This is a genomic window from Streptomyces sp. NPDC033966 (genome assembly GCF_055575955.1).
In genome coordinates, this window is sequence record NZ_JBVIRQ010000001.1 from 822,930 (window position 1) to 847,490 (window position 24,561).

22 protein-coding genes are annotated in these 24,561 nt (G+C 71.7%); 4 read left to right on the forward strand and 18 right to left on the reverse strand.

The window, feature by feature from the left end; all coding sequences use genetic code 11:
• Positions 1 to 13: 13 nt before the first annotated feature.
• From ACZ518_RS03845 to ACZ518_RS03910, 14 genes are all read right to left on the reverse strand, one after another.
• On the reverse strand, positions 14 to 1,213 hold the full coding sequence (locus tag ACZ518_RS03845) for an FAD-dependent oxidoreductase (RefSeq protein ID WP_469111410.1): 1,200 nt from the start codon (positions 1,211 to 1,213) through the stop codon (positions 14 to 16).
• A 32-nt stretch (positions 1,214 to 1,245) separates the two neighbouring features.
• A complete protein-coding gene (locus ACZ518_RS03850) occupies positions 1,246 to 2,241 on the reverse strand; it encodes an aldo/keto reductase (protein WP_469111411.1) in 996 nt (331 codons plus the stop codon).
• A gap of 54 nt (positions 2,242 to 2,295) precedes the next feature.
• Entirely contained in the window at positions 2,296 to 2,703 is a 408-nt protein-coding gene (locus ACZ518_RS03855; protein WP_469111412.1) for an ester cyclase, read from the reverse strand.
• Between the two features lie 55 nt (positions 2,704 to 2,758).
• Positions 2,759 to 3,880 carry a 3-oxoacyl-ACP synthase III family protein gene (locus tag ACZ518_RS03860; protein WP_469111413.1) on the reverse strand — a complete coding sequence of 374 codons (1,122 nt, stop codon included), beginning with the start codon at positions 3,878 to 3,880 and terminating at the stop codon, positions 2,759 to 2,761.
• Positions 3,877 to 6,240, reverse strand: coding sequence for a beta-ketoacyl synthase N-terminal-like domain-containing protein (locus tag ACZ518_RS03865; protein WP_469111414.1), 2,364 nt, complete (start codon positions 6,238 to 6,240; stop codon positions 3,877 to 3,879). The genes ACZ518_RS03860 and ACZ518_RS03865 overlap by 4 nt, the downstream gene beginning before the upstream one ends.
• Positions 6,241 to 6,327: 87 nt before the next feature.
• Positions 6,328 to 7,617 (reverse strand): beta-ketoacyl-[acyl-carrier-protein] synthase family protein, encoded by a 1,290-nt coding sequence (locus ACZ518_RS03870; protein WP_469111415.1) that lies wholly within the window; start codon positions 7,615 to 7,617, stop codon positions 6,328 to 6,330.
• Positions 7,614 to 8,066: an ApeI family dehydratase gene (locus ACZ518_RS03875; RefSeq protein WP_469111416.1), complete on the reverse strand. Its 453-nt coding sequence runs from the start codon at positions 8,064 to 8,066 to the stop codon at positions 7,614 to 7,616. The genes ACZ518_RS03870 and ACZ518_RS03875 overlap by 4 nt, the downstream gene beginning before the upstream one ends.
• Positions 8,063 to 9,325 (reverse strand): beta-ketoacyl-[acyl-carrier-protein] synthase family protein, encoded by a 1,263-nt coding sequence (locus ACZ518_RS03880; protein ID WP_469111417.1) that lies wholly within the window; start codon positions 9,323 to 9,325, stop codon positions 8,063 to 8,065. Before ACZ518_RS03880 ends, ACZ518_RS03875 begins: the two co-directional genes overlap by 4 nt.
• On the reverse strand, positions 9,322 to 9,774 hold the full coding sequence (locus tag ACZ518_RS03885; RefSeq protein WP_469111418.1) for a hotdog family protein: 453 nt from the start codon (positions 9,772 to 9,774) through the stop codon (positions 9,322 to 9,324). Before ACZ518_RS03885 ends, ACZ518_RS03880 begins: the two co-directional genes overlap by 4 nt.
• A 10-nt stretch (positions 9,775 to 9,784) precedes the next feature.
• A complete protein-coding gene (locus ACZ518_RS03890; RefSeq protein WP_469111419.1) occupies positions 9,785 to 10,555 on the reverse strand; it encodes a 3-oxoacyl-ACP reductase family protein in 771 nt (256 codons plus the stop codon).
• A 14-nt stretch (positions 10,556 to 10,569) separates the two neighbouring features.
• Positions 10,570 to 11,019 (reverse strand): holo-ACP synthase, encoded by a 450-nt coding sequence (locus ACZ518_RS03895; protein ID WP_469111420.1) that lies wholly within the window; start codon positions 11,017 to 11,019, stop codon positions 10,570 to 10,572.
• The gene (locus ACZ518_RS03900; RefSeq protein ID WP_469111421.1) at positions 10,991 to 11,401 is read right to left on the reverse strand and encodes an acyl carrier protein; all 411 of its coding nucleotides are present in this window, start codon (positions 11,399 to 11,401) and stop codon (positions 10,991 to 10,993) included. The genes ACZ518_RS03895 and ACZ518_RS03900 overlap by 29 nt, the downstream gene beginning before the upstream one ends.
• Before the next feature lie 48 nt (positions 11,402 to 11,449).
• A complete protein-coding gene (gene fabD / locus ACZ518_RS03905) occupies positions 11,450 to 12,415 on the reverse strand; it encodes an ACP S-malonyltransferase (protein WP_469111422.1) in 966 nt (321 codons plus the stop codon).
• Between the two features lie 236 nt (positions 12,416 to 12,651).
• Entirely contained in the window at positions 12,652 to 13,728 is a 1,077-nt protein-coding gene (locus ACZ518_RS03910) for a DUF6081 family protein (protein ID WP_469111423.1), read from the reverse strand.
• 185 nt (positions 13,729 to 13,913) lie between these two features.
• On the opposite strand from ACZ518_RS03910, the gene ACZ518_RS03915 reads away from it, so the two are divergent.
• From ACZ518_RS03915 to ACZ518_RS03925, 3 genes are all read left to right on the forward strand, one after another.
• Positions 13,914 to 15,500, forward strand: coding sequence for an acyl-CoA carboxylase subunit beta (locus ACZ518_RS03915; RefSeq protein WP_469111424.1), 1,587 nt, complete (start codon positions 13,914 to 13,916; stop codon positions 15,498 to 15,500).
• Positions 15,497 to 15,712 carry an acyl-CoA carboxylase epsilon subunit gene (locus tag ACZ518_RS03920; RefSeq protein ID WP_469111425.1) on the forward strand — a complete coding sequence of 72 codons (216 nt, stop codon included), beginning with the start codon at positions 15,497 to 15,499 and terminating at the stop codon, positions 15,710 to 15,712. The genes ACZ518_RS03915 and ACZ518_RS03920 overlap by 4 nt, the downstream gene beginning before the upstream one ends.
• Before the next feature lie 95 nt (positions 15,713 to 15,807).
• Positions 15,808 to 16,476: a 4'-phosphopantetheinyl transferase family protein gene (locus ACZ518_RS03925; protein ID WP_469111426.1), complete on the forward strand. Its 669-nt coding sequence runs from the start codon at positions 15,808 to 15,810 to the stop codon at positions 16,474 to 16,476.
• 146 nt (positions 16,477 to 16,622) lie between these two features.
• On the opposite strand, the gene ACZ518_RS03930 is transcribed toward ACZ518_RS03925, so the two are convergent.
• The gene (locus tag ACZ518_RS03930) at positions 16,623 to 18,455 is read right to left on the reverse strand and encodes a phosphoenolpyruvate carboxykinase (GTP) (RefSeq protein WP_469111427.1); all 1,833 of its coding nucleotides are present in this window, start codon (positions 18,453 to 18,455) and stop codon (positions 16,623 to 16,625) included.
• A 220-nt stretch (positions 18,456 to 18,675) separates the two neighbouring features.
• Here ACZ518_RS03930 and trhA point away from each other — a divergent pair, with 220 nt between their 5' ends.
• Positions 18,676 to 19,365, forward strand: coding sequence for a PAQR family membrane homeostasis protein TrhA (gene trhA / locus ACZ518_RS03935; RefSeq protein WP_469111428.1), 690 nt, complete (start codon positions 18,676 to 18,678; stop codon positions 19,363 to 19,365).
• A 23-nt stretch (positions 19,366 to 19,388) separates the two neighbouring features.
• Here the strand turns inward: trhA and ACZ518_RS03940 are convergent, their stop codons facing one another.
• The 3 genes from ACZ518_RS03940 to ACZ518_RS03950 form a co-directional block, all read right to left on the reverse strand.
• Positions 19,389 to 20,774 (reverse strand): virginiamycin B lyase family protein, encoded by a 1,386-nt coding sequence (locus ACZ518_RS03940; RefSeq protein WP_469111429.1) that lies wholly within the window; start codon positions 20,772 to 20,774, stop codon positions 19,389 to 19,391.
• Between the two features lie 126 nt (positions 20,775 to 20,900).
• A complete protein-coding gene (locus tag ACZ518_RS03945; protein ID WP_469111430.1) occupies positions 20,901 to 23,333 on the reverse strand; it encodes a galactose oxidase-like domain-containing protein in 2,433 nt (810 codons plus the stop codon).
• A 22-nt stretch (positions 23,334 to 23,355) separates the two neighbouring features.
• Positions 23,356 to 24,555: a glycosyltransferase gene (locus tag ACZ518_RS03950; RefSeq protein ID WP_469111431.1), complete on the reverse strand. Its 1,200-nt coding sequence runs from the start codon at positions 24,553 to 24,555 to the stop codon at positions 23,356 to 23,358.
• Between the last annotated feature and the right edge of the window lie 6 nt (positions 24,556 to 24,561).

Below are 24,561 nucleotides of genomic sequence, written 5' to 3' on the forward strand. Positions count from 1 at the left end.
CTCGGGCGATGGATCAGTGGTGGTCCTGCAGGGCGCGCTCGCGCCAGCGGGTCCCGTAGGCGACGTGCTCCTTCTCGGCGGCGGCGAACGCGACGCGCGTCCAGGCGGCCTTCATGAGCTTGTCGCGGACCCAGACGGCCAGCGGGTTCTCCAGCGCGCCTGCCTTGCCGATCCGCGCCGCCAGCAGCTGCATGGGGGCGGTACGGGTGCGGCGCTCGGCCTCGTAGGCGCGCAGCGCGGTGGTGACGTCACCGGGCCGGGTCAGGTGCTCGGCGAGCACCAGCGCGTCCTCGATGGCCAGGCAGGCGCCCTGCCCGATGTTGAAGCTCACCGCGTGCGCGGCGTCGCCCAGCAGCGTCACCCGGCCGCTGCCCCAGACGGGGTCCGGCTTCCGTTCGGTGACGTCGTTGCGGATGATGCTGTCCGGGTCGGTCGCCGCCAGGACCCGTGCGACCGGGTCGACCCAGCCGCGGTGCCTGGCCTGGAGCATCCGCAGGGTGTCCTGGGGGGTGCCCTGGTCGCGGCCGCCGGCCGGTCCGTTCGCCACGCTCATCCAGTGCACGACACCGGGCGCGATGTCGTAGTACGTGAAACGGGTGCCGCGGCCGAAGAGGCCGAGGAAGCTGCCCGGCGGGATCTCCTCGGGGCTCATCTTCGCGTGGCCGCGCCAGGCGATGTAGCCGGTGTAGTGCGGCGGCTGGGGGCCGAGGAGCTGGGCGCGCACCGCCGAGCGGACGCCGTCCGCGCCGATCAGCACGTCACCGCGCTCCTCGGTGCCGTCGTCGAACCGGACGGTCACGCCCTCGCGGTCCTGGGCGTAGCCGGTCACCCGGGCGCCGGTGCGCACGGGCACGGTCAGGGCGTCACGCATGATGCCGTGGAGCGCCGAGCGGCCGATGGCGACCGTCGGCTGCCCGTAGCGGGAGGTGAACTGGCCGACGGGCCAATCGCCTATGGAGTTGCCCCGCCAGTCGGCGAACGAGCAGACCTCCTGCGCCGGGGCGGTCTCGCGGACCGCGTCGGCGAGACCCAGGTACTCCAGGGCCAGCATGCCGTTGGTCCAGATGTGCAGGCCGGCGCCTCCGTCGCGCAACTCGGGCGCGCTTTCGAAGACGATGGAGTCGATACCCTGCTGCTGGAGGGCCAGCGCGGTGGCGATGCCGCCGATGCCGCCGCCGGCGATCAGCACTCGGCGTATGCGCGGTGCGGACACGGTGTTCTCCTTGACTGGTGGGGGGCGTTGGCTCAGCCGTTGAGCTGGGCCATGGCCTCGGCGGGGTAGCGGTCGCCCGCGGTGATGCCGTAGGGAGCGATGCGCTCGATCTCGGCGAGGGTCTCGGCGGAGAGGGAGACGGCGACGGCGCCGAGGTTCTCCTCCAGGTACTTGCGGCGCTTGGTGCCCGGAATGGCGACCACGTCGTCGCCGCGGGAGAGCAGCCAGGCCAGCGCGAGCTGGGGGGCGGAGATCTCCAGGCGCTCCGCGAGCGCGACGAGCGCGTCCACGACCGGCAGGTTGCGCCGCATGTTGTCCTCGGCGAAGCGCGGGGCGAAGCGGCGGAAGTCCAGCCCCTGCGGGATGTCCTGCGTGCTGCGGATGCCGCCGGTGAGGAAGCCGCGGCCCAGCGGGCTGTAGGCGACGAAGCCGATGCCCAGCTCGCGGACCGTGTCCAGCACCCCGTTGACCTCGACGTCCCGGGTGAAGAGCGAGTACTCGGTCTGGACGGCCGCCAGCGGGTGCACGGCGTGCGCCTGGCGGATCGTCTGCGCCGAGGCCTCCGACACGCCGAGGTGGCGGACCTTGCCCGCCGCGACGAGCTCGGCCATGGCGCCGATGCTCTCCTCGACCGGTACGTCGGGGTCGATCCGGTGCAGGTAGTACAGGTCGAGGTGGTCGGTGCCCAGCCGGCTCAGGCTGCCCTCGACGGCCTGCTTGATGTACTCGGGGCGGCCGTTGAGGGCGCCGGTGAGCTTGCCGTCGGCGCCGATCTCGTTGCCGACCTTGGACGCCAGGACCAGCTGGTCGCGGCGGCCGCGGATGGCCTTGCCGACGAGGGCCTCGTTGGTGTGCGGCCCGTACATGTCGGCGGTGTCGAGCAGGGTGACCCCGAGGTCCAGGGCCCGGTTGACCGTGGCTATGGCCTCGGTCTCGTCCGAGTCCCCGTACCCGAAGGTCATCCCCATGCAGCCGAGGCCCTCGACGGAGACCGTGACTCCGTCCCGGCCCAGCGTGCGGTGTTCCATGTGTTCCTCCATCGTGCGCTGTGATCGTCCCCGTGCTTCCGCGTCCCGGCCCGGTCAGGCGTGGGCGGCGGCCCTGAGCTCCTGGAGGACCTCGGTGAGGTTGGTCTGGTCCCAGTGCTCGGCGAACAGGCCGTCCTCGAGGCGCCAGATGTCGATGGAGCGGATCTGGACCTTGCGGTAGGTGGCCGGGATGCCGAGGAACTCGCCCTGGTGGGTGCCCTCGTACTCGAAGCGGCCGGCGACGCGGTCCCCGGAGACCAGCAGGTCCTTGACGGTGGCGGTGATGTCGGGGAAGGCGGCGAAGACGTTCTTCCAGAAGAGCCGGTTGGCCTCGCGGCCGTTGGGGACCACGGGGTTGTGGTCGATGTGCTCGAACGTGCAGTGGGTGTCGACGCGGTCCGCGTCACGCGTGTTGACCATGGCGAGGAAGTCCTCGACGGCCGGGTGGGTGGTCAGTGTCATCTGTCTCGCATCCTCTTGTCGTGTGCGTGTGGGGGGGGCGCCGGGCAGGGCGGGATCAGGCGGCGGCCGGGGCCGGCGCGGGGGCGTGCCAGGTGAGCGACAGGCCCGTGTAGACGTAGCGGCTGGCCTCGATGCCGAGGAGCACGACCTTGTGGCCGGGCTGGATCCGGCCCGACGTCCAGGCGGCGTCCAGGGCCAGCGGGACCGCGGCGGACCCGGTGGCCCCCACCTCGGCGAGGTTCTCGACGATCTTTCCGGTCTTCAGCGCCTCGTCGTCGGCGGCGGACAGGCCGGCGTCCTCGTACTCGCGGGCGAAGTAGTCCGCGTTGCCCTCGGGCAGCACCAGCGCGTCGAGGTCGCTGAGCGACCAGCCGGAGCGCTGGGACATGTCCTTGATGGCCTCGACGAAGACCCGGGGGCCGAAGGTCGTGGTGCCGGGCACGTCCACCTTCATGTCGATCAGCCGCTTGCGCCGCAGCTGCTCCGCCTGCGACACGTCCGTGCCGCCGCCGATGATCTCCATGCCGGGCTTGCGGAGGCCGCCCATGCAGGCGTTGACGAAGGCGAAGTCGTCCTTGTGGCCGGCCTCGGCGGGCTCGGCCCGCAGCAGGACCGCGCCGGCGCCGTCGCCGAAGGTGTACAGGGTCAGCCGCTCGCGCATCCGGACCTTGAAGGGGTCCTTGCCGATGAACATCGGGGCCATCAGCGGCGAGATCGCCTCGCTGCCGATCACCAGCGCGGTACGCGCCGTGCCGTCGGCGAGCTGGCGGCGGGCGATGTCCAGGGCCTGGACCCAGCCGGCGCAGGCGCCGCGCACCTCGATGGCGGCACACCGCTCCAGGCCGAGGTAGTGCTGCACGGTCGTGGCGACGTTCGGCAGGAGGTACTCGGGGCTCGCGGTGCACACCACCAGCAGGTCGATCTCGTCCGCGCCGACGCCCGCCCGCTCGAGGGCCTGGCGTCCCGCGGCCTCCGCCATACGGCTGTTGGAGGTGAGGTGCTCACCGGTGACCGTGTCGATCATCCAGTGCCGGGTCTCGACCTGGATCCCGGCGAGGACGTCGTCCGGGAGGGGGCCGACGATCTTCTCGATGGCGGTGTTGTCGATCGGATCGCCGGGGACGTACCCGCCGGTGGAGAGGATCTTCACACTGAGGTTCTCGGTGGTGCCGGTCATCGAGCGGACTCCGTTCGGGAGGTCGGGGCGGGCGAGAGCACGATCGAGGTGTGCGTCCCGCCCAGCGAAGAGCTGTTGATCAGGGCGTCGCCCTGGGAAAGGCCGTGCTGCCAGGAGCCGATGGCGAGCACCGCCGCCAGCTGCGCGCCCGCGCCGACCGGTTCGCCCAGCGAGCGCTTGGGGGTGCGGACGGGCACCTCGGCGCCGTCCAGCAGCCGGTCCAGAGCGGCAGCCTCGGGCTGGTCCACCGCGGTCAGCCCCGCGGCGTTGGCCCACACGTCGGCCAGCTCGCCCGGTGCGACCCCGGCGGCCGCCAGGGCGGCGCGCATGGCCCGCTCCAGCCCGTCGCCCGACGGGTCCCAGCGGCCCACGCCCACCGCGTCGGAAGCCGTGGCATGGGCGCGGACCACGGCGTGGACGGTCGCTCCGCGCTCCCGGGCCGCCCCGGCGCGCTCCAGCACCAGGGCGATGCCGCCCTCGGTCAGCGTGTAGTCGGCGGCGGAGCGCGAGCCGAACAGCGGGAGGGTGCGGTACCCGTCCAGCGCGCCGGGCGAGAAGGCGTCGACCGCCGGAACGAGGATCCGGTCGGCCCGCCCGCTGCGCAGCAGGTCGTGGGCGACGCCGATGGCGGCGGCCCCCGCGGCGTGCCCCGAGGTCAGGGTGGACGTCGGGCCCTTGACTCCGAGGGCCATCGCCACCTGCCCGGCGGCGGCGTTGTACACGGTGTTGGGGAAGACCCCCGGGTTGCCCGCGGCCGGCCCGTCGGTGAGCAGCGGGAGGAAGAACCGCTCGTTGCTCTCCACGGGGCCGATGCCGGTGCCGAGGACCACGCCGGTCGCCGCGCGTTCGTCGTCGCCGGTCACCCCCGCGTGCTCCAGGGCCGCCCGGCAGGCGGCGATGGCGAGCTGCGAGATGCGGTCCATGCGGCGGCGGTCCTTGCGGGTGCCGGCCGCCTCCGGGTCGAACACGGCGCGGGCGACCCGCAGTCCGTCCTCGTCCGCGCCGGGGCGCGTACCGGCCTCGAAGGCCTGCCACAGGGCGTCGGCCCCGTCGCCCGCCGCGGTCAGCGCGCTGAACCCGGTGACGACCACCTCGTCGTAGTCGGCGTCCGCGGGACCCTCGAAGAGGGCTCCGGGGCGGGCGTAGGCGACCGTGGCGTTGGCTCCGCCGAAGGCGAAGTTGTTGGAGAGGGCCACGTCCAGGTCCATCGGGCGCCCCGTGCCGGGGATCGGGTCGAGGCCGCACTGCGGGTCGGTCTCGTTGAACCCCGCGGTGGGCGGGGCGATCTGGTCGCGCAGGGCGAGCACCGTCGCTATGCCCTCGACCGCTCCCGCCGCGCCCAGCAGGTGGCCGACCATGGACTTCGTGCTGCTCAGCGCGGTCTTCTCCGCTGCCTCGCCGAGGGCCAGACGCACCGCGCCGCTCTCGGCGGAGTCGTTCTTGGGGGTGCCGGTGCCGTGCCCGTTGACATAGCGCACGTCTTCGGGCGCCAGGCCGGCGGAGGCGAGCGCCGCGCGGATCGCACGGGCCGCGCCCTCGCCCTCTGGGTGGGGGGCGGTGGGGTGGTACCCGTCGGCCGACAGGCCGTAGCCGAGCACCTCGGCGATCACGGGGGCGCCCAGCCGCGCCGCGGCGTCCGCCGAGAGCAGGACGAACATGCCGCTGCCCTCGCCGAGCGACAGCCCGGAACGGTCCTTGGAGTAGGGCGCCGCGGGCTTGTCGGACAGCGACTCCAGGCCGCTGAAACCCGCGAACGCGGTCTCGGTGAAGGCATCGCTGCCGCCGACGAGCATGGCGTCGGCCCGGCCCGCCCGGATCACCTCGAGGGCATGGGCCATGGCGTGGGCACCGGACGCGCAGGCGGTGTTCACCGAGAGCACCGGGCCCTTGATCCCGAACGCGGCGCCGAGCACCTCGGCCCCCGCCTGCGGCGGTACGAGGGCGTACCGCTGCCAGTCGGGCTCCTCGTCGGCGGCGCGGGAGCGCAGCGCGTGCTCGGCACTGCGCCAGCCGCCGTTGCAGGTGCCGTACGCGATCCCCCAGCGCTCGGCCGGGATCTCGACGCCCGGCGTGAGGCCCGAGGCGCCCAGCGCCTCCTCGGCCGCCACCAGCGCGAAGTCCACCGAGGGCTCACGGACCGCGTCGTCCGAGGTGTACGCGTAGGCGGGCCGCCGGGTCTCGGTGACCTCGCCTCCGATGCGGGTCTGGTAGCCGTCCATCGGCAGGCCGCGCACCGGTCGGATCGCCACCCGTCCCGTGCGGACACCTTCCCAGAACTCTTCGGCGGTGCCCCCTTGGGAGGTGATCGCGCCCACGCCGGATACCACCACCCGCGCAACGCCGGAAGGCATGTTCTCCATGTGTCTGACTCCTCCTGACCTGGGTTTCCCGTCTCCTCGGACGGACTGGCCCTCCGGTGTTCCGGAGGGGATGGGACTCGGCACGGGCTAGGCCGCCCGTCCCAGGGCCAGCGCGACGGCCTGGCCTTCGAGGCCGCGGGCCAGGGCGAGGGCCGTGGCCGGCCGCGTGTCGCGGGCCTCACCGCGCACGAGGTCCATGTCGCAGGCCGCGTCCGGGGTTTCGAGGTTGGCGGTGGCCGGTACCGCGCCGTAGTGCAGGGCGAGCGCCGACACCGCGACGTTCAGCGCGCCGGCGCCGCCCACGAGGTGGCCGGTCTGCGGCTTGATGCTGCTGATCGGGACCGACCGGGAGGCCTCGCCGAGCGCGGTGCGCAGGGCGGCGGTCTCGCTGCGGTCGCCGATCTTGGTCGCGGCTCCGTGCGAGGCGATGTAGCCGAGGTCGGCCGGGTTCAGCCGGGCGTCCTCCAGGGCACGCCGCACGGCGCGGACGAGACCGCGGCCCTCGGGGTCCGTGGCGGGCGGTGTGCGCCCGTCGTGGCCGTTGCCCACGCCGCGCAGCTCGGCGTAGATCCGGGCGCCGCGGGCGAGCGCGGCCTCCTTCTCCTCCAGGACCAGCAGCGCCCCGCCCTCGCCGAGCACCGCACCGCTGCGGTTCTGGTCGTACGGCCGGAAGGCGGTGTCACCCAGGTCGTTGCGGGTGGTGAGTACGCCCATGCGGTCCATGTGCGTCATCGACCACCAGCTGGTGGCGTCCTCGTACCCGCCCGCGATGATCCGGTCCGCGTCGCCGCGCTGGATGGCCCGCACGGCCCTCGCGATCGCGGTGGCGCCGGCGTCGGCGGTCCCCGCGAAGAAGGCGTTGGCGCCGCGGATGCCGTAGGTCTGCGAGATGTGGAAGACCGCGCCCGGCTGGAGGCCCTCGACGAAGAAGAGCGGCGGCATGATGGTGTCGGCCTTCTCGCCGAGCGCCTTCATGTCGGGGGTGCCGTCCGGGCGGCGGACGGTCCGCAGGCCCTTGATCAGCTGGTCCATCCGGCCCATCGACTTGTTGCCGCCGAGGAACAGGCCGGTACGCAGGCCCAGTTCGGTGCCGGTGTCGATACCGGCATCTTCCAGGGCCAGGGTGGCCGCCGCGAGACCGAGCTGGTCGCCCCGGTTCATGGTGTTCAGCTGGCGCCGGGTGGCGAAGCGGCTGGGGTCGAACCCGTCGATCTCCGCGCCCAGCGTGGTCTGGAGCCGTGAGGTGTCGTAGGCCTGGATGTGCCTGACGCCGCTCCGGCCGTCGACGATGGCCTTCCAGTTGGTCTCGCCGCCTTCGCCGAGCGCGGTCAGCAGGCCGATGCCGCTGATCACTACCTGGCGTCCGATGCCGCTCATCGCTGCTCCTTGGGGGATTCGCCGACTGTGGCCGGGGCGGGGAGCCGGCGTACGAGGGTCAACTGCCGGACGGTGGCCACGGGCTGGCCGTCCACCGTCGCGGTGATCTTGAAGTGGGTCGTGTCGTCGCCGTCGCGGCCGCTGAGCTCCGCGAGGACGGCCACCTGGTCGCCCGGCCGGACCGGCCGCCGCCAGCGCACCCGGGTGGCCTCGCCGAGGCGCCAGCCGTGCTCGGCCTCCGGCGCGGCCAGTGCGGCCACGTCGACGGCGCTGGCGATGAGCAGCACGCCGGGCAGGATGGGGAAGCGCGGGAAGTGGGTGGCGAAGAGGTCGAGGGTGTTGGGGACGTTGCGCACGGCCCGGGCCTGCTCGCCCGGCCGGACCTCCGGGGCGAGCAGCGCGCCGTGCACGGGGTGCCCGGTGGCCCGGTGGTCGGCTGTCACGCTCATCGCTCGTAACCGCCGACGACGAGGCTGATGTTGGTGCCGCCGAACGCGAAGGCGTTGATCAGGGCGTGCGAGACGGACTGCTCGCGCGCCGTGTTCGGCACGTAGTCGAGGTCGAGCTTCCGGTCGGGCGTGGTGAGGTTGATGGTCGGCGGCACCAGCGAGTTCTGGATCGCCCCGATCGCGGCGAGCACGTTGAGCGCGGCACCGGCCGAGGTCAGGTGCCCGGCCATGGACTTCGGCGAGCTGATCACGAGGCGGTCGGCGTCGTCGCCGAACACCTTCTTGATCGCGACGGTCTCGGACTGGTCGTTGCCGTGGGTGCTGGTGCCGTGGGCGACGACGTAGTCGATGCCCTCGGTGCCGACTCCGGAGTCGGCGATGGCGCCGGCCATCGACTCGACCGCGCCGGAGCCGTCCGGCGGCGAGTCGGTGATGCGCCAGGCGTTGAGGCTGGAGCCGTAGCCGAGGACCTCGGCGTGGATGCGGGCGCCGCGCGCCAGCGCGGAGTCCAGCTCCTCCAGGACGAACAGCACGCCGCCCTCGCCGAGGACGAAGCCCGACCGCTCACCGTCGAAGGGGCGGCTGGCGGACTGCGGGTCGTCGTTGTACCGGTCGGTGAGCGCGCCGAGCAGGGTGAAGCCGAGGACGTCCATCCACGAGGTCAGCGAGTCGAAGCCGCCGGCCACCATCAGGGTGGCGTCGCCCTCCTGGATGGCCCGGAAGGCTTCGCCGATGGCGTGGCCGGAGCCGGAGCACGCCGTGCTGACGCCCATGAGCGGACCCGTCGCGTCGAACAGTCGCGCGATGGCCGCGGCGGGCACGTTCTGGCTGAACTCCAGGGACTCGGAGGGCGTGTACGGCAGGAACGCCGTCTCCTCGCCCGTGGTCTCCCGCAGCTCGCCGACGTCGAGCAGCCACTGCAGGCCGGGCCGGCCGACGCTGGCACCGACGGAGACGCCCATCTCGCCGCTCTCGTAGGTGTCGCGGTCCACGCCCGCGTCACGCAGCGCCTCCTGGGCGGCCGCGAGACCGAACTGCCCGGGCCGGGACAGGTGCCGCAGGCCCACCTCGCGCGGCACCAGGTCCTTCAGCCGGAAGTCCTTGACCTGACCGGCGATCCGTACGGGGAACCCGTCCGTCTCGATGGTGGTCAGTTCACCGACGCCGCTGCGGCCGGTGGCCAGTCCTTCCCAGGTGGTGGGGGCGTCGTTCCCCAGGGGGGTCACCGCCCCGATCCCCGTGATCACTACACGCTTCATCGCAGCACCTCCGTGCGCAGCAGATGCCGGCCCATTCGCTCGGTGTCCTCCGGGTCTTCGAGCTGGTCGCTGCCGAGGGCGGCACACATCAGGCCGCTGACCTCCAGCACCGTCCGGTCGCCGACGCGGACGGTGCCGTCCAGGGTCACGGCCGTCTCGTCGAACGAGACGAATCGGACATCAAGGTCGAGTACGTCGCCGGGGAGCACCTCGGCGTGCCAGCGCACGCTGGCGGCGCTCGCCAGAGCGGCACGCCTCTTGTAGCCGGTGCTCAACAGCAGGAGCCAGGTGCCCGCCTGGGCCAGCGCTTCGAGGACCAGCGCGGCGGGCATCACGGGCCCGTTCGGCGTGGGGCTCCAGTAGGGCTCGTCGGCGGAGGTGACCTTGCGCCCCCGCAGACGTGCCCCGGACTCCCATTCGTCAATACGGTCGATCAGGTGGAATCGCACGGACCGCCCCCTACTTGGCGCGGCCCAGGCCGAGCTGGCCCGCCCAGCCGCCGTCGACCCGCAGGAGCTCACCGGTGACGTACGAGGAGTCCTCGCCGGCCAGGAAGGAGGCGACGCCGGCCACCTGCTCGGGGGTGGCGAACTCGCGGAAGGGCAGCTGGCGCTTGATGTTCTTGCCGCCGTCCTTCTCCAGCAGTCCGCCGATCAGGTCGGTGGCCGTGTATCCGGCGAGGACCGCGTTGACGCGGATCTCGAAGCGGGCCAGCTCGATGGCGGCGGCCCGGGTGAAGGAGTTGACGGCACCCTTGGAAGCGGAGTAGTTGGACTGCCCCACCCATCCGCCCTCGCCCATGACGGAGGAGATGTTGATGACGTTGCCCTCGCGCTGGGACATGAAGTGCCCGGCCACGGCGTGCGTGCAGTTGTACACGCCGCCGACGTTGACCTTGAGCACCTCCCACCAGTCGGCGGGGTCCTGGTCGTAGATGAGGCCGTCCTGCGCCACCCCGGCGTTGTTCACCAGGATGTGCAGGCCGCCCAGGCCGTCGATGGTCTCCCGCACCAGCCGCTTGGCCGCCTCGGGGTCCGACACGTCGGCCTGCAGGGCTATCGCCCGGCCTCCCGCCGAGGTGATCTCCTCGACGACACGCTCCGCCTCGTCCTTGCGCGAGCGGTAGTTGACGGCGATGGCAGCACCATCGGCGGCGAGGCGGAGCGCGATGGCCCGCCCGATGCCGCGCGAGCTGCCGGTGACCAGAGCGACGCGGCCTTCGAGCGTCATGAGTCTTTTCCTCCCTATTGGTTCCACACCAGGAGCGCCTGGGCTATCGCCAGCCCCGCGCTGTGTGTCATCGAAATGTCGAGCTGCTGCATCCCCAGCCGCTCGGCCTCTGCGGCCACCTCGCCGTACAACCTGACCGTGGGGCGGCCGGCGCGGTCGTTGACGACCTCTATGTCGGTCCACTCCATGCCCGCCGCCATGCCGGTACCCAGTGCTTTGAGCACGGCTTCCTTGGCGGCGAAACGGGCGGCCAGATGGTCGGCGGGTCGGCGTCTACGCCGGCAGTAGGACCGTTCGCGATCGGTGAAGACCTGTTCCTCGAAGCCGGGCTCCGAGGACACCAGTTCGTCGATCCGCTCGATCGCGATCACGTCCGTGCCGATCCGCATCCGAGGTGGGACGGGGCGGTCGTCCGACGACCGCGCCACCGCGTCGTCAGGCAGCGGCCAGGGTGCTGTCGGCACGTTCCGCGACCATGTCCGTAAGGTTCTGGACGGTGAACAGGGTGAGCACCTCGTCCGCGACGAGCTTGCCGGCGAGGGCGTCCGTGTCGATCTGCGGGAGCACCTTCTTCAGCTGCGCGAGACCGACCGAGGTGATGACGTCGTCGTCGTCGGCGAACTCCTCGTCCGGGATGCCGCCCTGGATGACCTCGGTGAGGTCGGCCATCTTCACCTTCACGCCGGATGCGCGCTCGATGCGGAACAGGATGTCCAGGAGGTCGATCGACTCGGCGTCCAGGTCGCCGAGGAGGGTCGCGTCGGGCACGACCTCGTCGGTGTCGAGACCGAGCGCTTCGGCGATGGAGTTCTGGACGATCGCGTCGAGGCTGGCGTTGTTCGTCATGCGTGGATCACCTTTTCCTGATCAGATGTATGTGCGTGGGTCGTTGGGTCAGACGGGGACCGGCGCGGTGGCCGAGAGCGCGTCGACGAGCGCGCCGAGGCGCCGCTCGTCGCCGGTGCTCGCAACCCGCGCGTCCGGGTCCGTGCGGCGGACCAGCCCGTTCAGCACCCGGCCCGGACCCACTTCGATGTAGGTCTCGGTGGGCAGCTGTCCGGCCCGCCTGACCACGTCCACCCAGCGGACGGGTCCGCTGAGCTGACGGCGGAGCAGCTCCCGCGCCTGCTCGCCGCCGCGTACGTGGTCACCCGTCACCGAGCTGATGACGGGCAGCACCGGGTCCGCGAAGGAGTGGGCCGCCAGTTCGCGCGCGAACTCCTCTTCGATCGCGCCCATCAGGGAGCAGTGGAAGGGCGCGCCGACCTTCAGCGCCACCACCTTCTCCGCCCCCTCCAGGAGCGCCGCCCGGCCCGCCGCCTCGACGGCGGCGGCCTCGCCGGACAGTACGGTCTGCGTCGGCTCGTTGAAGTTGGCCACCTCGACCAGCCCCGTCGCGCGGGCCTGCTCGCAGATCCGGACCACCTGCTCGGCCGGCAGTCCCAGAACCGCTGCCATCGCGCCCGGCTGCTTCCGGCCCACCTCCGCCATGAGCCGGCCCCGTACCTGGACGAGACGGAGCGCCGACTCCGGCGACAGCACCTCGGCCGCCACCAGCGCCGCGTACTCGCCGAGACTGTGGCCGGCCACGGCGCCGGGCGTGCAGCCCGCCTCGCGCAGGACCTGCCAGGTGGCCAGGCTCGTCGCGAGGATCGCGGGCTGGGTGATGTCGGTGGCGGCGAGTTCCTCCGCCGTTCCGGTGGTGCAGATTTCGGAGAGGGGCATACCGAGTACGGCATCCGCCTCGTCGAACACCCGCCGGGCGGCGGGGTGCCGCTCCAGCAGGTGAGTGGCCATGCCGGCCCGCTGAGACCCCTGTCCGGGGAACATCACCAGGTCGGCGGAGCTGTTCGAGTTCATCAGTGGAATTCCTTCGGTACCTTGTGGCCCGGCTCAGGGGCACGGTCTCCATCGACCGTTCCGGGGTGCCGGGCCGGCGCCTCATGGCCGACGGACCACCCGCCCGATGCGGGCTTCGACGACACGGATGCGATCGGGCGGGCTGGTCGTGTTCGGCACTGCCCTTTGAACCTAAGGCAGCCTCAGGGCCCTGCCCAGACTGTCCAATGGTCAGTGGTCATACCTCCTTAGAGGTATTACAGGCGCTCGCCCGTGGTGACCTTGAGGTTGGCGGCGCGCAGGTCGACGCCCTGGCCCCAGATCCGGCTGCCGGTCCGGCTGGTCTCGTCGAGGAAGGTCTGACCGGTGGGCGCGCCCAGCCGGGTGTTGTAGTAGAAACCGTCCGTCGAGTCCAGGCGCACCAGGCCGCGGCCGTCCGCGCCGGCGCCGTCGAGCATCGTGAACACGCCCAGCCCGCAGGTCGCCTGCTTGGGAGCGACGACCTCCTCCGTGCCGCCGTGGTCCGTCTGGAGGTACTTCCGGTCGAGTTCGAGGGTGCCCAGCTTGTTCACCGTGAGCACGGTGTAGCCGTTGAGCTTCCAGCGGGCCCGGGTGCCGCCGTTCTCCAGGACGACCTGGGTGTTGACCTGGGTGCCCGGGGTGATGCGGGCGACCGGCACCGCGTAGGTGAACGCCGCGTAGGTGGAGCCCGGGTACCGCAGGCGCTCGTAGAAGGCGTAGACGGTGTTGTTGGTGACGTGGAAGTCCATGACCATGCCGGTCTGGAGGTCCGCCGTGACCAGGCCCGCCGAACCGAGCCGGACGTCGCCCTGCGGGTCGCTGACCGCGGTGCCGAACGGGTGCCGCTCCATGTTGCGCGTCTGGACGGACAGCGAGGACTCGCAGGTCAGCTGCCCGTTCGGCGGGACGTCGTAACCCGGGTAGCCGGTGGTGCCGTTGTGGCGCGGGTAGGCGAGCCACTTCATGTGGTCCTTGTCGCCGCCACCGCCGGCCGCCTGCTGCCCCGTGGTCCAGGAGAACGCCGGCTGGCCCGTGACCGGGTCCTTACCGGACGGCACCACGTTCAGACCCTGGTACGAAGTGGTCGCGATGCCGTCGTTGGCCGTCAGCCCGCCGTTCTCGAACAGCTGCCAGGAGCCCGCCGTCGAGGTGTCGAAGCCGTTCTGGAAGGTGTCGCTGAAGACGGTCTTGCGGAGCATCGGGGCCTCTTCGACCTGCTCCGCCGCCACCGCGCCGGTGGCCGGCGTGACCGCTACGGCCATGGCCACCGCCACCGCGCCGAACATCAGCCGCTTCTTCCAACTCGTTCTCACTGTCGTCTCCTTGGGTGGTTCCGGATGTGTTCACATCGTCGTGACCGCCCGTAGAGATCGACTTAAAAGTTGTTTGTCGAACGCATGAGGTCCGTACTTCAACAGAGCTTTGATGCCGCCTTGAACGCCGCCGGGCAGCGTGGAATCCCCCTCTTGCCATCCGATCCGAGGAAAGGGCACACCACGTGAGCATCACCGAGGAGCGTCCGACGTGGACGCCGTCGCACCTGCGGTCGTACACCGCCGAACTCTCCGAGCTGCGCGACTCCGTGGTCCGGGGTCCCAGCGAGGCGGCGACCGAAGCACAGCACGCGAAGGGCAAGCTGACCGCCCGTGAGCGGATCGAGCACCTCTTCGACGAAGGGACCTTCACCGAGCTGGAGGGTCTGCGCCGGCACCGGGCCACCGGCTTCGGCCTGGAGAACCGCAGACCGCACACCGACGGCGTGGTGATCGGCTGGGGCCTGGTCCACGGCCGCACCGTCTTCGCCTACGCCCACGACTTCCGCATCTTCGGCGGCGCGCTCGGCGAGGCGCACGCCGAGAAGATCCACAAGGTCATGGACCTGGCGGAAGCCGCCGGGGCTCCCGTGGTGGGCCTGTGCGACGGCGCGGGTGCGCGCATCCAGGAAGGCGTGACCGCGCTGGCCGGCTACGGCGGGATCTTCCAGCGCAACGTCCGCAACTCCGGTGTCATCCCCCAGATCAGCGTGATCCTGGGCCCCTGCGCGGGCGGCGCCGCCTATTCCCCGGCGCTGACCGACTTCGTGTTCATGGTCCGCGGCATCTCCCAGATGTTCATCACCGGCCCCGACGTCGTCCAGGCGGTCACCGGAGAGGTCATCACACAGGACGCGCTGGGCGGCGCGGACGCGCACGCCGCCACCTCGGGCGTGGCCGGCTTCGCCTACGACGACGAGGAGAGCTGCCTCGACGACGTCCGCTTCCTGCTCTCCCTGCTGCCCGCGAACAACCGCGAGCTGCCGCCCACGGCGGAGACCGACGACCCCGCGGACCGCCGCACCGAAGCACTGCTGGACCTGGTGCCGGGCGACCCCAACCGCTCCTACGACATGCGCAAGGTCATCGAGGAAGTCGTCGACAACGGCGATTTCTTCGAGGTCCACGAGCTGTGGGGCGCCAACATCATCTGCGCCCTGGCCCGGCTGGACGGCCACGTCGTCGGCATCGTCGCCAACCAGCCGTCCGTCACGGCGGGCGTCCTGGACATCCACGCCTCGGAGAAGGCGGCGCGCTTCGTCCAGACCTGCGACGCCTTCAACATCCCGCTCGTGACGCTGGTCGACGTCCCCGGCTTCCTGCCCGGCGTGGACCAGGAGCACAACGGCATCATCCGGCACGGCGCGAAGCTGCTGTACGCGTACTGCAACGCCACGGTGCCCCGCATCCAGCTGATCCTGCGCAAGGCGTACGGCGGCGCCTACATCGTCATGGACTCGCGTTCCATCGGCACCGACGTGTCCCTGGCCTGGCCGAGCAACGAGATCGCCGTGATGGGCGCCGAGGGCGCCGCCAACGTGGTGTTCCGGCGGCAGATCGCCGAGGCCGACGACCCCGACGAGGCGCGCACCCGCCTGGTCAAGGAGTACAAGACCGAGCTGATGCACCCCTACTACGCCGCCGAGCGCGGCCTGGTCGACGACGTCATCGACCCGGCCGAGACCCGGTCCCGGCTGATCGGCGCCCTCGCGATGCTGCGGGGCAAGCAGGTCACCCTCCCCAGCCGCAAGCACGGGAACCAGCCCCAGTGAGCGCGGCCGAACCGCAGATCCGGATCACGCGGGGGGCTCCGGATCCCGTCGAGGTCGCGGCACTGACCGCGGTCCTGCTGGCCCTGGGCGCGGCCCGCGGCGACGCGGACGCCGAGACGGCGGCGACGGCGCCCGCGCCGTGGCCCCGCGGCGGGACGGGGGCCGGCTCCTGGTCGGGCCGGAGCCTGCCGGCCTGGCGCGCGAACCTGTGAGTACCCGCGTACGACATCGGAAGGGAGAGATACCGAGGCCGGTCACGGGGGACGGGTCCCGTCAGGGCACGTTGGTCGGCTCGTTACTGCCCCCGGTGGTCGCCACCTCCGAGGCGTTCACCGATCCCGTCCTGCCCACACCGCTGTTCGCCTGCGAGGAGGATCTGATAGCCGGCGCCTCGGACGGCCGCCGCCGGGAGTTCAGCACCTCCCGGGCCTGCGCCCGGGAGGCCATGGCGGACTTGGGGGTGGCACCCGTACCGGTGCTGCGCGACGCCCACGGCGCCCCGCTGTGGCCGGCCGGGGTCGTCGGGAGCATGGCGCACTGCAAGGGGTACCGGGCCGCCGCCGTGGCGCGGTCGGCGGACGTGGCGGGCATCGGGATCGACGTCGAACCCAATGAACCGCTGCGCCACGCCATGGTGCGCGAGCGGGTGACGATCCCGGAGGAGCGCGGCCAGCTCGCCCGGCTGGGTACCTGCGAGTCGGGCATCCACTGGGACCGGCTGCTCTTCGCCGCCAAGGAGAGCGTGTACAAGGCCTGGTACCCGCTCACCGGGGTCATCCTGGACTTCGACGAGGCCGCGGTCGCCGTGAATCCGTGGTCGGGCACCTTCAAGGCCCGGGTGCTGGGCCGGGGACCGGTGGTCGACGGCGTCCGCCTCACCGCCTTCCACGGGCGCTGGCTGGTCGAGGACGGGCTGGTGATGACCGCCGTGGCGCTGCCCGCCCCGGGCCGGAGCCTCGGCACGCCGAACACATGACGGCGGGCCTCCACTGGGTGGAGGCCCGCCATCAGCAGACGCACACGACCTGTTCGGAAGGTCGCAAGGAGCCCTTGGTCGGGGATTCCCGCGTCAGCCCTCGGCCGGGGGACAGCCGGCCTCGGTTCTCGGGGTGGTGCCGGGGACTAGCCCAGGCGCTCGACGAGCGCGTGGTACTGGTCCCACAGCTCCTTGGGGGTGTGGTCGCCGTAGGTGTTCAGGTGCTCGGGGACCAGGGCGGCCTCCTCGCGCCAGACCTCCTTGTCGACCGTGAGGAGGAAGTCGAGGTCCTCGTCGGCGATGTCGAGGCCGTCGAGGTCGAGCGCGGCCTTGGTCGGCAGGACGCCGATCGGGGTCTCGACGCCCTCGGCGGTGCCGTCGAGGCGGCCGACGATCCACTTCAGGACGCGGCTGTTCTCACCGAAGCCCGGCCACACGAACTTGCCCGCGTCGTTCTTGCGGAACCAGTTCACGTAGTAGATCTTCGGGAGCTTGGCCTGGTCCTTGTCGGCGGCGACCTTGACCCAGTGGGCCATGTAGTCGCCCATGTTGTAGCCGCAGAACGGCAGCATCGCGAACGGGTCGCGGCGCAGCTCGCCGACCTTGCCCTCGGCGGCGGCGGTCTTCTCGGACGCGATGTTCGAGCCGATGAAGACGCCGTGGTTCCAGTCGAAGGACTCGGTGACCAGCGGCACGGCGGAGGCGCGGCGGCCGCCGAAGAGGATCGCGGAGACCGGGACGCCCTTGGGGTCCTCCCACTCGGGCGCGATCGTCGGGCACTGGGCGGCCGGGACGGCGAAGCGGGCGTTGGGGTGGGCGGCCGGGGTCCCGGACTCCGGGGTCCAGGCGTTGCCCTTCCAGTCGATGAGGTGCGCGGGCGCCTCTTCGGTCATGCCCTCCCACCACACGTCGCCGCCGTCGGGGGTGAGCGCGACGTTGGTGAAGACGGTGTTGGCGTACATCGTCTTCATGGCGTTGGCGTTGGTGTGCTCGCCGGTGCCGGGGGCGACGCCGAAGAAGCCGGCCTCGGGGTTGATCGCGTAGAGGCGGCCGTCCTCGCCGAAGCGCATCCAGGCGATGTCGTCGCCGATCGTCTCGACCGTCCAGCCGGGGATCGTGGGCTCCAGCATGGCCAGGTTGGTCTTGCCGCAGGCGGACGGGAAGGCGGCCGCGACGTACTTGGCCTCGCCCTCGCCGGCCGGCGGGGTGAGCTTGAGGATCAGCATGTGCTCGGCGAGCCAGCCCTCGTCGCGGGCCATGACGGAGGCGATCCGCAGCGCGTAGCACTTCTTGCCGAGCAGGGCGTTGCCGCCGTAGCCGGAGCCGAAGGACCAGATCTCGCGGGTCTCGGGGAAGTGCGAGATGTACTTGGTGGTGTTGCAGGGCCACGGCACGTCGTCCTGGCCCTCGGCGAGCGGAGCGCCGAGGGTGTGGACGGCCTTGACGAAGAAGCCGTCGGTGCCGAGCTCGTCGAGGACGGCCTTGCCCATGCGGGTCATGGTGCGCATGGCGACCGCGACGTAGGCGGAGTCGGTGATCTCGACGCCGATCGCGGAGAGGTCGGAGCCGAGGGGGCCCATGCAGAACGGGACGACGTACATCGTCCGGCCCTTCATGGAGCCGCGGAAGATGCCCTGCTCTCCCGCGAAGATCTCCTTCATCTCCGCCGGGGCCTTCCAGTGGTTGGTCGGGCCCGCGTCCTCCTCCTTCTCGGAGCAGATGAAGGTGCGGTCCTCGACGCGCGCGACGTCGGAGGGGTCGGAGGCGGCGTAGTACGAGTTCGGGCGCTTGGTCTCGTCGAGCTTCTTGAACGTGCCCTTGGCGACGAGCTCCTCGCACAGGCGCTCGTACTCGGCCTCGGAGCCGTCGCACCAGACGATGCGGTCCGGCTGGGTCAGGGCTGCGATCTCCTCCACCCAGGAGACGAGCTCCCGGTGGGTCGTCGGGACGGAAGTGGGAGCCGCGTTGTCGCGCGCCACGATTGCTCCTTGTTGAGGGGTTTGTTTGGTGTATGCCCCGTGGGGGCTGCGACCCGGACGCTTCGCGCTCCGCTCATCCGGTGCCGACCGCACTCATCTGATCATCCGGTGGATGTGCGCATATGTCCAGGGGGCCTCTCACGTGAGCATCGCCACGTCCGTCAATCTTCCGTAAAGAGGACTGCCAGAAACCTACGGACCCGTAGGTAGCATGTGGAGCATGACTTCAGACGCCGCCGCCGTCCCGGCCGCACCGGTCGTTCCGGCAGGTCCGGAGGCCAAGCCGCTGATGCGCGGCTGGCTGCACACCGGGATGTTCCCCGCCGTGGTGATCGCCGGCCTGGTGCTGATGGCCTTCACCGACTCGACGAAGGCCCGCGTCGCCTGCGGGGTGTACGTCCTCACCGCCTGCCTGCTCTTCGGCGTGAGCGCCGTCTACCACCGCGGTACGTGGGGGCCGCGCGGCGAGGCCGTCCTGCGGCGGCTCGACCACGCGAACATCTTCCTGATCATCGCGGGCACCTACACCCCGCTCGCGGTCCTGCTGCTGCCCGACTCCACCGGCAAGCCCCTGCTGTGGGCGGTGTGGATCGCGGCCGCGGCCGGCATCGCCTTCCGCGTCTTCTGGGTCGGCGCCCCGCGCTGGCTGTACACCCCGTGCTACATCGCGATGGGGTGGGCGGCCGTGTTCTTCCTGCCCGACTTCATGCGGACCGGCGGTATCGCCGTCCTCGTCCTGGTGATCGTCGGAGGTCTGCTCTACAGCGTGGGCGGGGTCATCTACGGGATGAAGCGTCCCGACCCCTCCCCCCGGGTCTTCGGCTTCCACGAGGTCTTCCACTCCCTGACGCTCGCGGCCTTCGTGGCCCACTACGTCGGCATCTCGCTGGCCGCGTACCGGCACGCGTAGGCCCCACCCGGCCGGACAGCCCGTCAGCGGCGGCCGGCCACGTCGGTCCGGGCGGCCGCCCTGTTGTTCGCGGTGACCGGGTCGAAGGTGGCCGAGGCCACCCGGACCGCGGCGTCGAACACGCCCTTGCTCTTCTTCCCCGGCCGCACCGTGACGCGGAAGGTCCGCTGCTTCCCGGCCCCGAGCGTGCCCACGTCCCAGGTCAGCTCGTCGGCGGTGGGCCGCTTGGCCTGCGGCGTGGCCGACACCGTGTACGCGCCGCGCGGCTTGGCCAGCCGTACGACCGTGCGGGCCGCGGCGGAGCGGCCGTGGTTGGTCACCGTCACCGTGTAGGTGTACGCGTCGCTCGCGCGGGCCTTGCCCGGAGCCGCCAGCCGGACGGCCAGGTCCGCGGCCCGGCCCCCGAGCTCGGCCCGCCCGATCCGGTTGCCGGTCAGTTCCGTGAACCACATGTTCCCGTCAGGGCCGGCGGCGATGTGGAAGGGCGTGCCGTCCGGGTTCGGGTGGGGCACGGGGAACTCGCTGATCTTGCCGCCCGTGGTGATCCGCCCGATCCGGCTGACGTTGGACTCGCCGAACCAGAGGTTCCCGTCGGGGCCCGCCGCGATGCCGACCGGACCGCTGTTGGCCGTGCCCAGCGGGAACATCCTGACCTTGCCGCCCGGGGTGATCCGCCCGACGGCGTTGGAATTCGGGTCGGTGAACCAGAGGTTCCCGTCCGGCCCGGCCGCGATGTTGAAGGGGGCGCCCTCCGCGTTCGGCAGCGCGTACCCGGTGACCTTGCCGTGCGGGGTGATCTTCCCGACCCGGTTGGTTGCGGGCTCGGTGAACCACAGGTTCCCGTCCGGGCCGTTGGCGATCCGGTACGGGGCGCTCTCGGTGGCCGGCAGCGGGAACTCGGCGACCTTGCCGGACGGGGTGATCCGGCCGATCCGCCCGGCGCCGTTCTCGGCGAACCACACGTTGCCGTCCGGCCCGCCGGTGATCCCGGTCGGGAAGGCGTCGGGCCGCGGCAGCGGGAACTCCTTGATCTTGCCGCTCGTGTCGATCCGGCCGATCCGGTTGCGCCCGGGCTCGCTGAACCACAGCCGGTCGTCGGCCCCGGCGGCGATGTCGTCCGGGAAGCTGCCCTTGGGCAGGACGAACTCCTTGATCGCCCCCTTCGGGGTGATCCGCCCGATCCGGTCGGTGGCGTTCTCGGTGAACCACACGTTCCCGTCGGGCCCCGCGGAGACCCCGACCGGACCGCTGCCCGCCGTGGGCGGCTCGTACTCCGTGATCCTCCCGACGCCGTCCGCGGCCCCGGCCTGCCCCGCGAGCACCGGCGGACCGAGCAGGGCGCAGGCCAGCAGCACGGCGGAACACCGGCGCCGCACGGCGGAGGGAACGGAGGGGGCGGTCACGGGCATGGGCGCGGAACCTTTCGGCCGGAACGGGACGGACCGGAGAAGCCGACGCCCAGCGTAGGAGGACGGCCCGTCGCCCACGGGGGGCGACGGGCCGTCAAACGGGTGCACTTGGGGCGCTGGGGCCCTTCAGCAGGTGTAGCCGTCCCCGTCCGGGTCCAGCCGCAGCGGGTCGCTGCCGTTGACCTTCATCCGCTTCGGGAACTGGTGGGTGGCCAGCCACTCGCAGCGGTCCTTGGTCGTCTTCTTCACCTCCGCCGGGAAGGTGCCCGGTACGCAGACGCTCGCCGTTCCGTAGTGCCGGTCACAGCCGGCCACGGTGGGCGCGACCGGGGCCGCGTCCCGCTGCGCGGGGTTGCCCTTGGGCGCGGCGAGCTTGTCGGCGAAGGAGTGCTCGTGCGGGGCGGGCAGCTGCTTCCCGTCCGTATTCGCCGCCGCCGCCAGTGCGGGGGCCCCGCCCAGGTGGACCCAGGTCGCGACCGACGGGACGCCGTTGGCGTCGACCCCGAACAGCATGTACCAGCCGGGCGGCGCCAGGTTGGGGTTGCTCGTGACGTTGAGGTCGATGGTCTTGTCGTCGACCACCGTCATCGGCAGGTCCACGAACCGCTGGTTGGGGTCCGAGGAGTGGGTGACCGCCGCCGGACGGATCAGTTCCGCCTTGGCGATCGGCCGGTCGACCGTGATCCGCTGCGTGTCCCCGTACACCCAATCCGTGTCGATCACCGAGGTGAGCTTCGGGCGCGGGCCCTTGAACAGGTAGGGCGGGGTGTAGATGGACACCGCGTGGTTGTACGTGCCGTTGCCCGGGTTGTCGCCGACCGACATGACCCGCCCGTCGGGCAGCAGGAACGCCCCCGAGTGGTAGGTGCGCGGGATCGGGTCGGTGGCGAGGCCCGCCTGGTAGGTGTTGTTCGACGGGTCGAAGAACGAGGCCTCGAAGACCGGGTCGGCGCGGTCGTGGAGGCCGCCGCCGGTCTCCAGCACCTTGCCGTCGGGCAGCAGCACCGCGGAGACGTACATCTTGCCCTCGGCACCGGCCTGCGGACGCTTGCCCGTGCCGGTGTCGACGAGGCCCTGCGGGAGGTCGGGGCCCGCCGTGTAGGCGGGGCTCGGCTGCTTCAGGTCGATGATGTCGGTGAGCCGGTTGGCCGCCGGGTTGCTCTCGTTGTTGCCGCCGCCGACGGTCAGCACCCGCTGGTCCTGGGCCGGGGGCAGCAGCACGCTCGCCGACTCGTCCCGCTCGTCCTTCTTCCGCAGTCCGGGCACGTCGGTGATGGTGTTGGCGTCGTAGTCGTAGACCGAGGCGCCCGAGCCGGGCGTGCCGTTGCCGAAGGTGTGGCTGCCGGAGTAGAAGAGCCGGCCGTCCTGCATGAGGATCATCGACGGGTACAGGCCCCAGTACGACCAGGTCTGGTTGACCTCGTTCATCGGCAGCCACTTGTTCTGCGCCGCCGAGAACTTCTCCGCGGTCACGTTGCCCGTGGAGTCCTCCTTCAGCCCGCCGAAGGAGATCACGTCACCGTTGCCGAGGATGGTGGCCGACGGGTACCAGTGGCCGCCGTTCATGTCGTTGGTCCTCGTGTACGTCTCGGTCGCCGGGTCGAAGACGTAGCTGTCCTTCAGACCCTGGTAGCCGATCTTTCCGTCGGCGGACGGATAGCCCTTGTTGCCGCTCATCACCAGCACCCGGCCGTCGGCCAGCTGCACGTGCCCCGAGCAGAACATGTCCACCGGCGTGGGGATCGTCTTGACGCTGCCCGCCACCGGGTCGTACACGGCGGAGGTGAACGTCCCCGCGTTGAACTGGGAGATGTCGTTGCCGGAACCGGCAATCAGCAGCACCTTGCCGTTCTTGAGGACCACCGCGTGCATCGAGCGCACCGGGTTCTGGGCCGCCATCACCTCCCACTTGCCCTTGGCGCACTGCTCGGCCGTGCCCGTGCAGGTGGGCTGCGGCGGAACCGCGCCCACCTCCTCCAACGCGTAGTCGTCGGTGGTGAGGGTGCCCACGCCGTAGACGGACAGACCCCACGCGATCTTGTCGGTGTTCGGCGGCACCGCCGGCGTACGGACCTCCGTACGCGCCCACGCGGCGCTGACCGGCGGGTTCTGCAGGTCGGTCCAGTACTGCCAGCCCGCGCTCGTGTCGTGGCGGAACACCGTCACCGACACGTCGGGGGTGTCCGACTTGTACCAGGCGGACAGGTCGTACTGCTTGCCCGGCACCACGGTCGGGGCACAGGCCGCGTTCTCGGTGACCAGGGCCTTGCGGTCGCCGCTGACCCGGCGGGTCACCGAGACCTTCATGGCCTTGGTGCCGCTGTGGGCGTCGGCGACGGCGGCGAAGGTGAAGTCGTTGTCGCCCCAGCCCGATTTCGACCAGCAGGAGGGCATGTCGGAGCCGGCCGGACCGGCGGTCTCGAAGCCGGGGTTGGTCAGCAGGTTCGGCGCTCCGGCCGTGGCCTGCTGGGGTGCGGTCAGGAGCAGGCAGGCGGTCATCGCGCCGACGGCGGCCAGAGCGGCCCGGCGCCCCGCCCCCCGTCGGATCTTCCTACGCATACGTGGGTCCTTTCGGTACGGCTCAACCCCTGGTGGTGCGCTCCGCACGTGGCCCGCGCGGCAGGTAGACGAGCGCTTCGGTGGCGGCGAAGCGCAGGACGAAAGTGGTGACCAGCGCGAGCGCGGTCGCGGGCAGCACCCCCATGCCGAAGCGGCCCACGAACAGCGCGATGACCGGGATGCGCAGCAGCAGGTCGGCGTTGGCGAGGAGGGCGAAGCGGCCGAGGCGGTCCGCCCAGTGCCGGTGGCGGCGCCGGTCGCGGAAGAGCAGGGTCTCGATGAAGAGGAAGTTCCACAGCACCCCGGCCTGGTTGGCGAGCACCCCGGCGGCGAGGTACTGCATCCCCGCGTGGGTCAGCAGCCAGAGCGCCAGCAGGTTGGGCACGAAGCCGGAGAGCCCGATCAGCCCGAAGCCGATCATCCGCGCGAGGGGACTCGCCGAGCGCAGGGCCGCCAGGTGCGTCAGGAAACGCAGCCCCTCCCGGGCGCTGGACTTGGACTCCCCGGCGAAGCGGTCCTGGAAGACGAAGGGGACCTCGGCGCGCCGCTCGGGGCGGCAGCGGACGGCGAGCTCCAGCAGGATCTTGTAGCCGAGCGGCTGGAGCACCGCACCCGCCACCGCCGTGCGGCGGATCGCGAAGAAGCCGCTCATCGGGTCGCTGATGCCGCGCAGGGCGCGCGGGAAGAGCCCCTTGGCCAGCCAGGTCGCGCCGCGCGAGACGGCGACGCGGTAGCCGCCGGCGAGTCCCGCGCGGCTGCCGCCGGGCAGGTAGCGGGAGGCCACGACGAGGTCGGCCCCGGTGCGCTCGCCCTCGCCCACGAGCTCGGGGACCAGGTGGGGCGGGTGCTGGAGGTCGGCGTCCATGACGACGATCCAGTCGGAGCCGACCCGTTCGACCCCGGCGGCGACGGCCCCGCCGAGGCCCCCGTCCGGGCTGTCGCGGTGCAGTACGGAGACCGGGAAGGGGCAGTCGGCGGCCGCCTTCTCGATCACGGCGGGGGTGTCGTCGGTGGAGTCGTCCACGAACAGCACCTCGAAGGGCCCCCGGTCGGGAGCGGCCTCGCGGAGCCGGCCGAGCAGCTCCGTCACGTTCGCGGACTCGTTGAAGGTCGGGACGATCAGGGTGACGCTGCCGCCGGCCCCGTGACCGTGGCCACGGGGCGGCGGAGCGTCAACTTCCGGATCATCCAGGGCATGCGGGGGCCCCGGGTCCTCGCTCATCGTGGT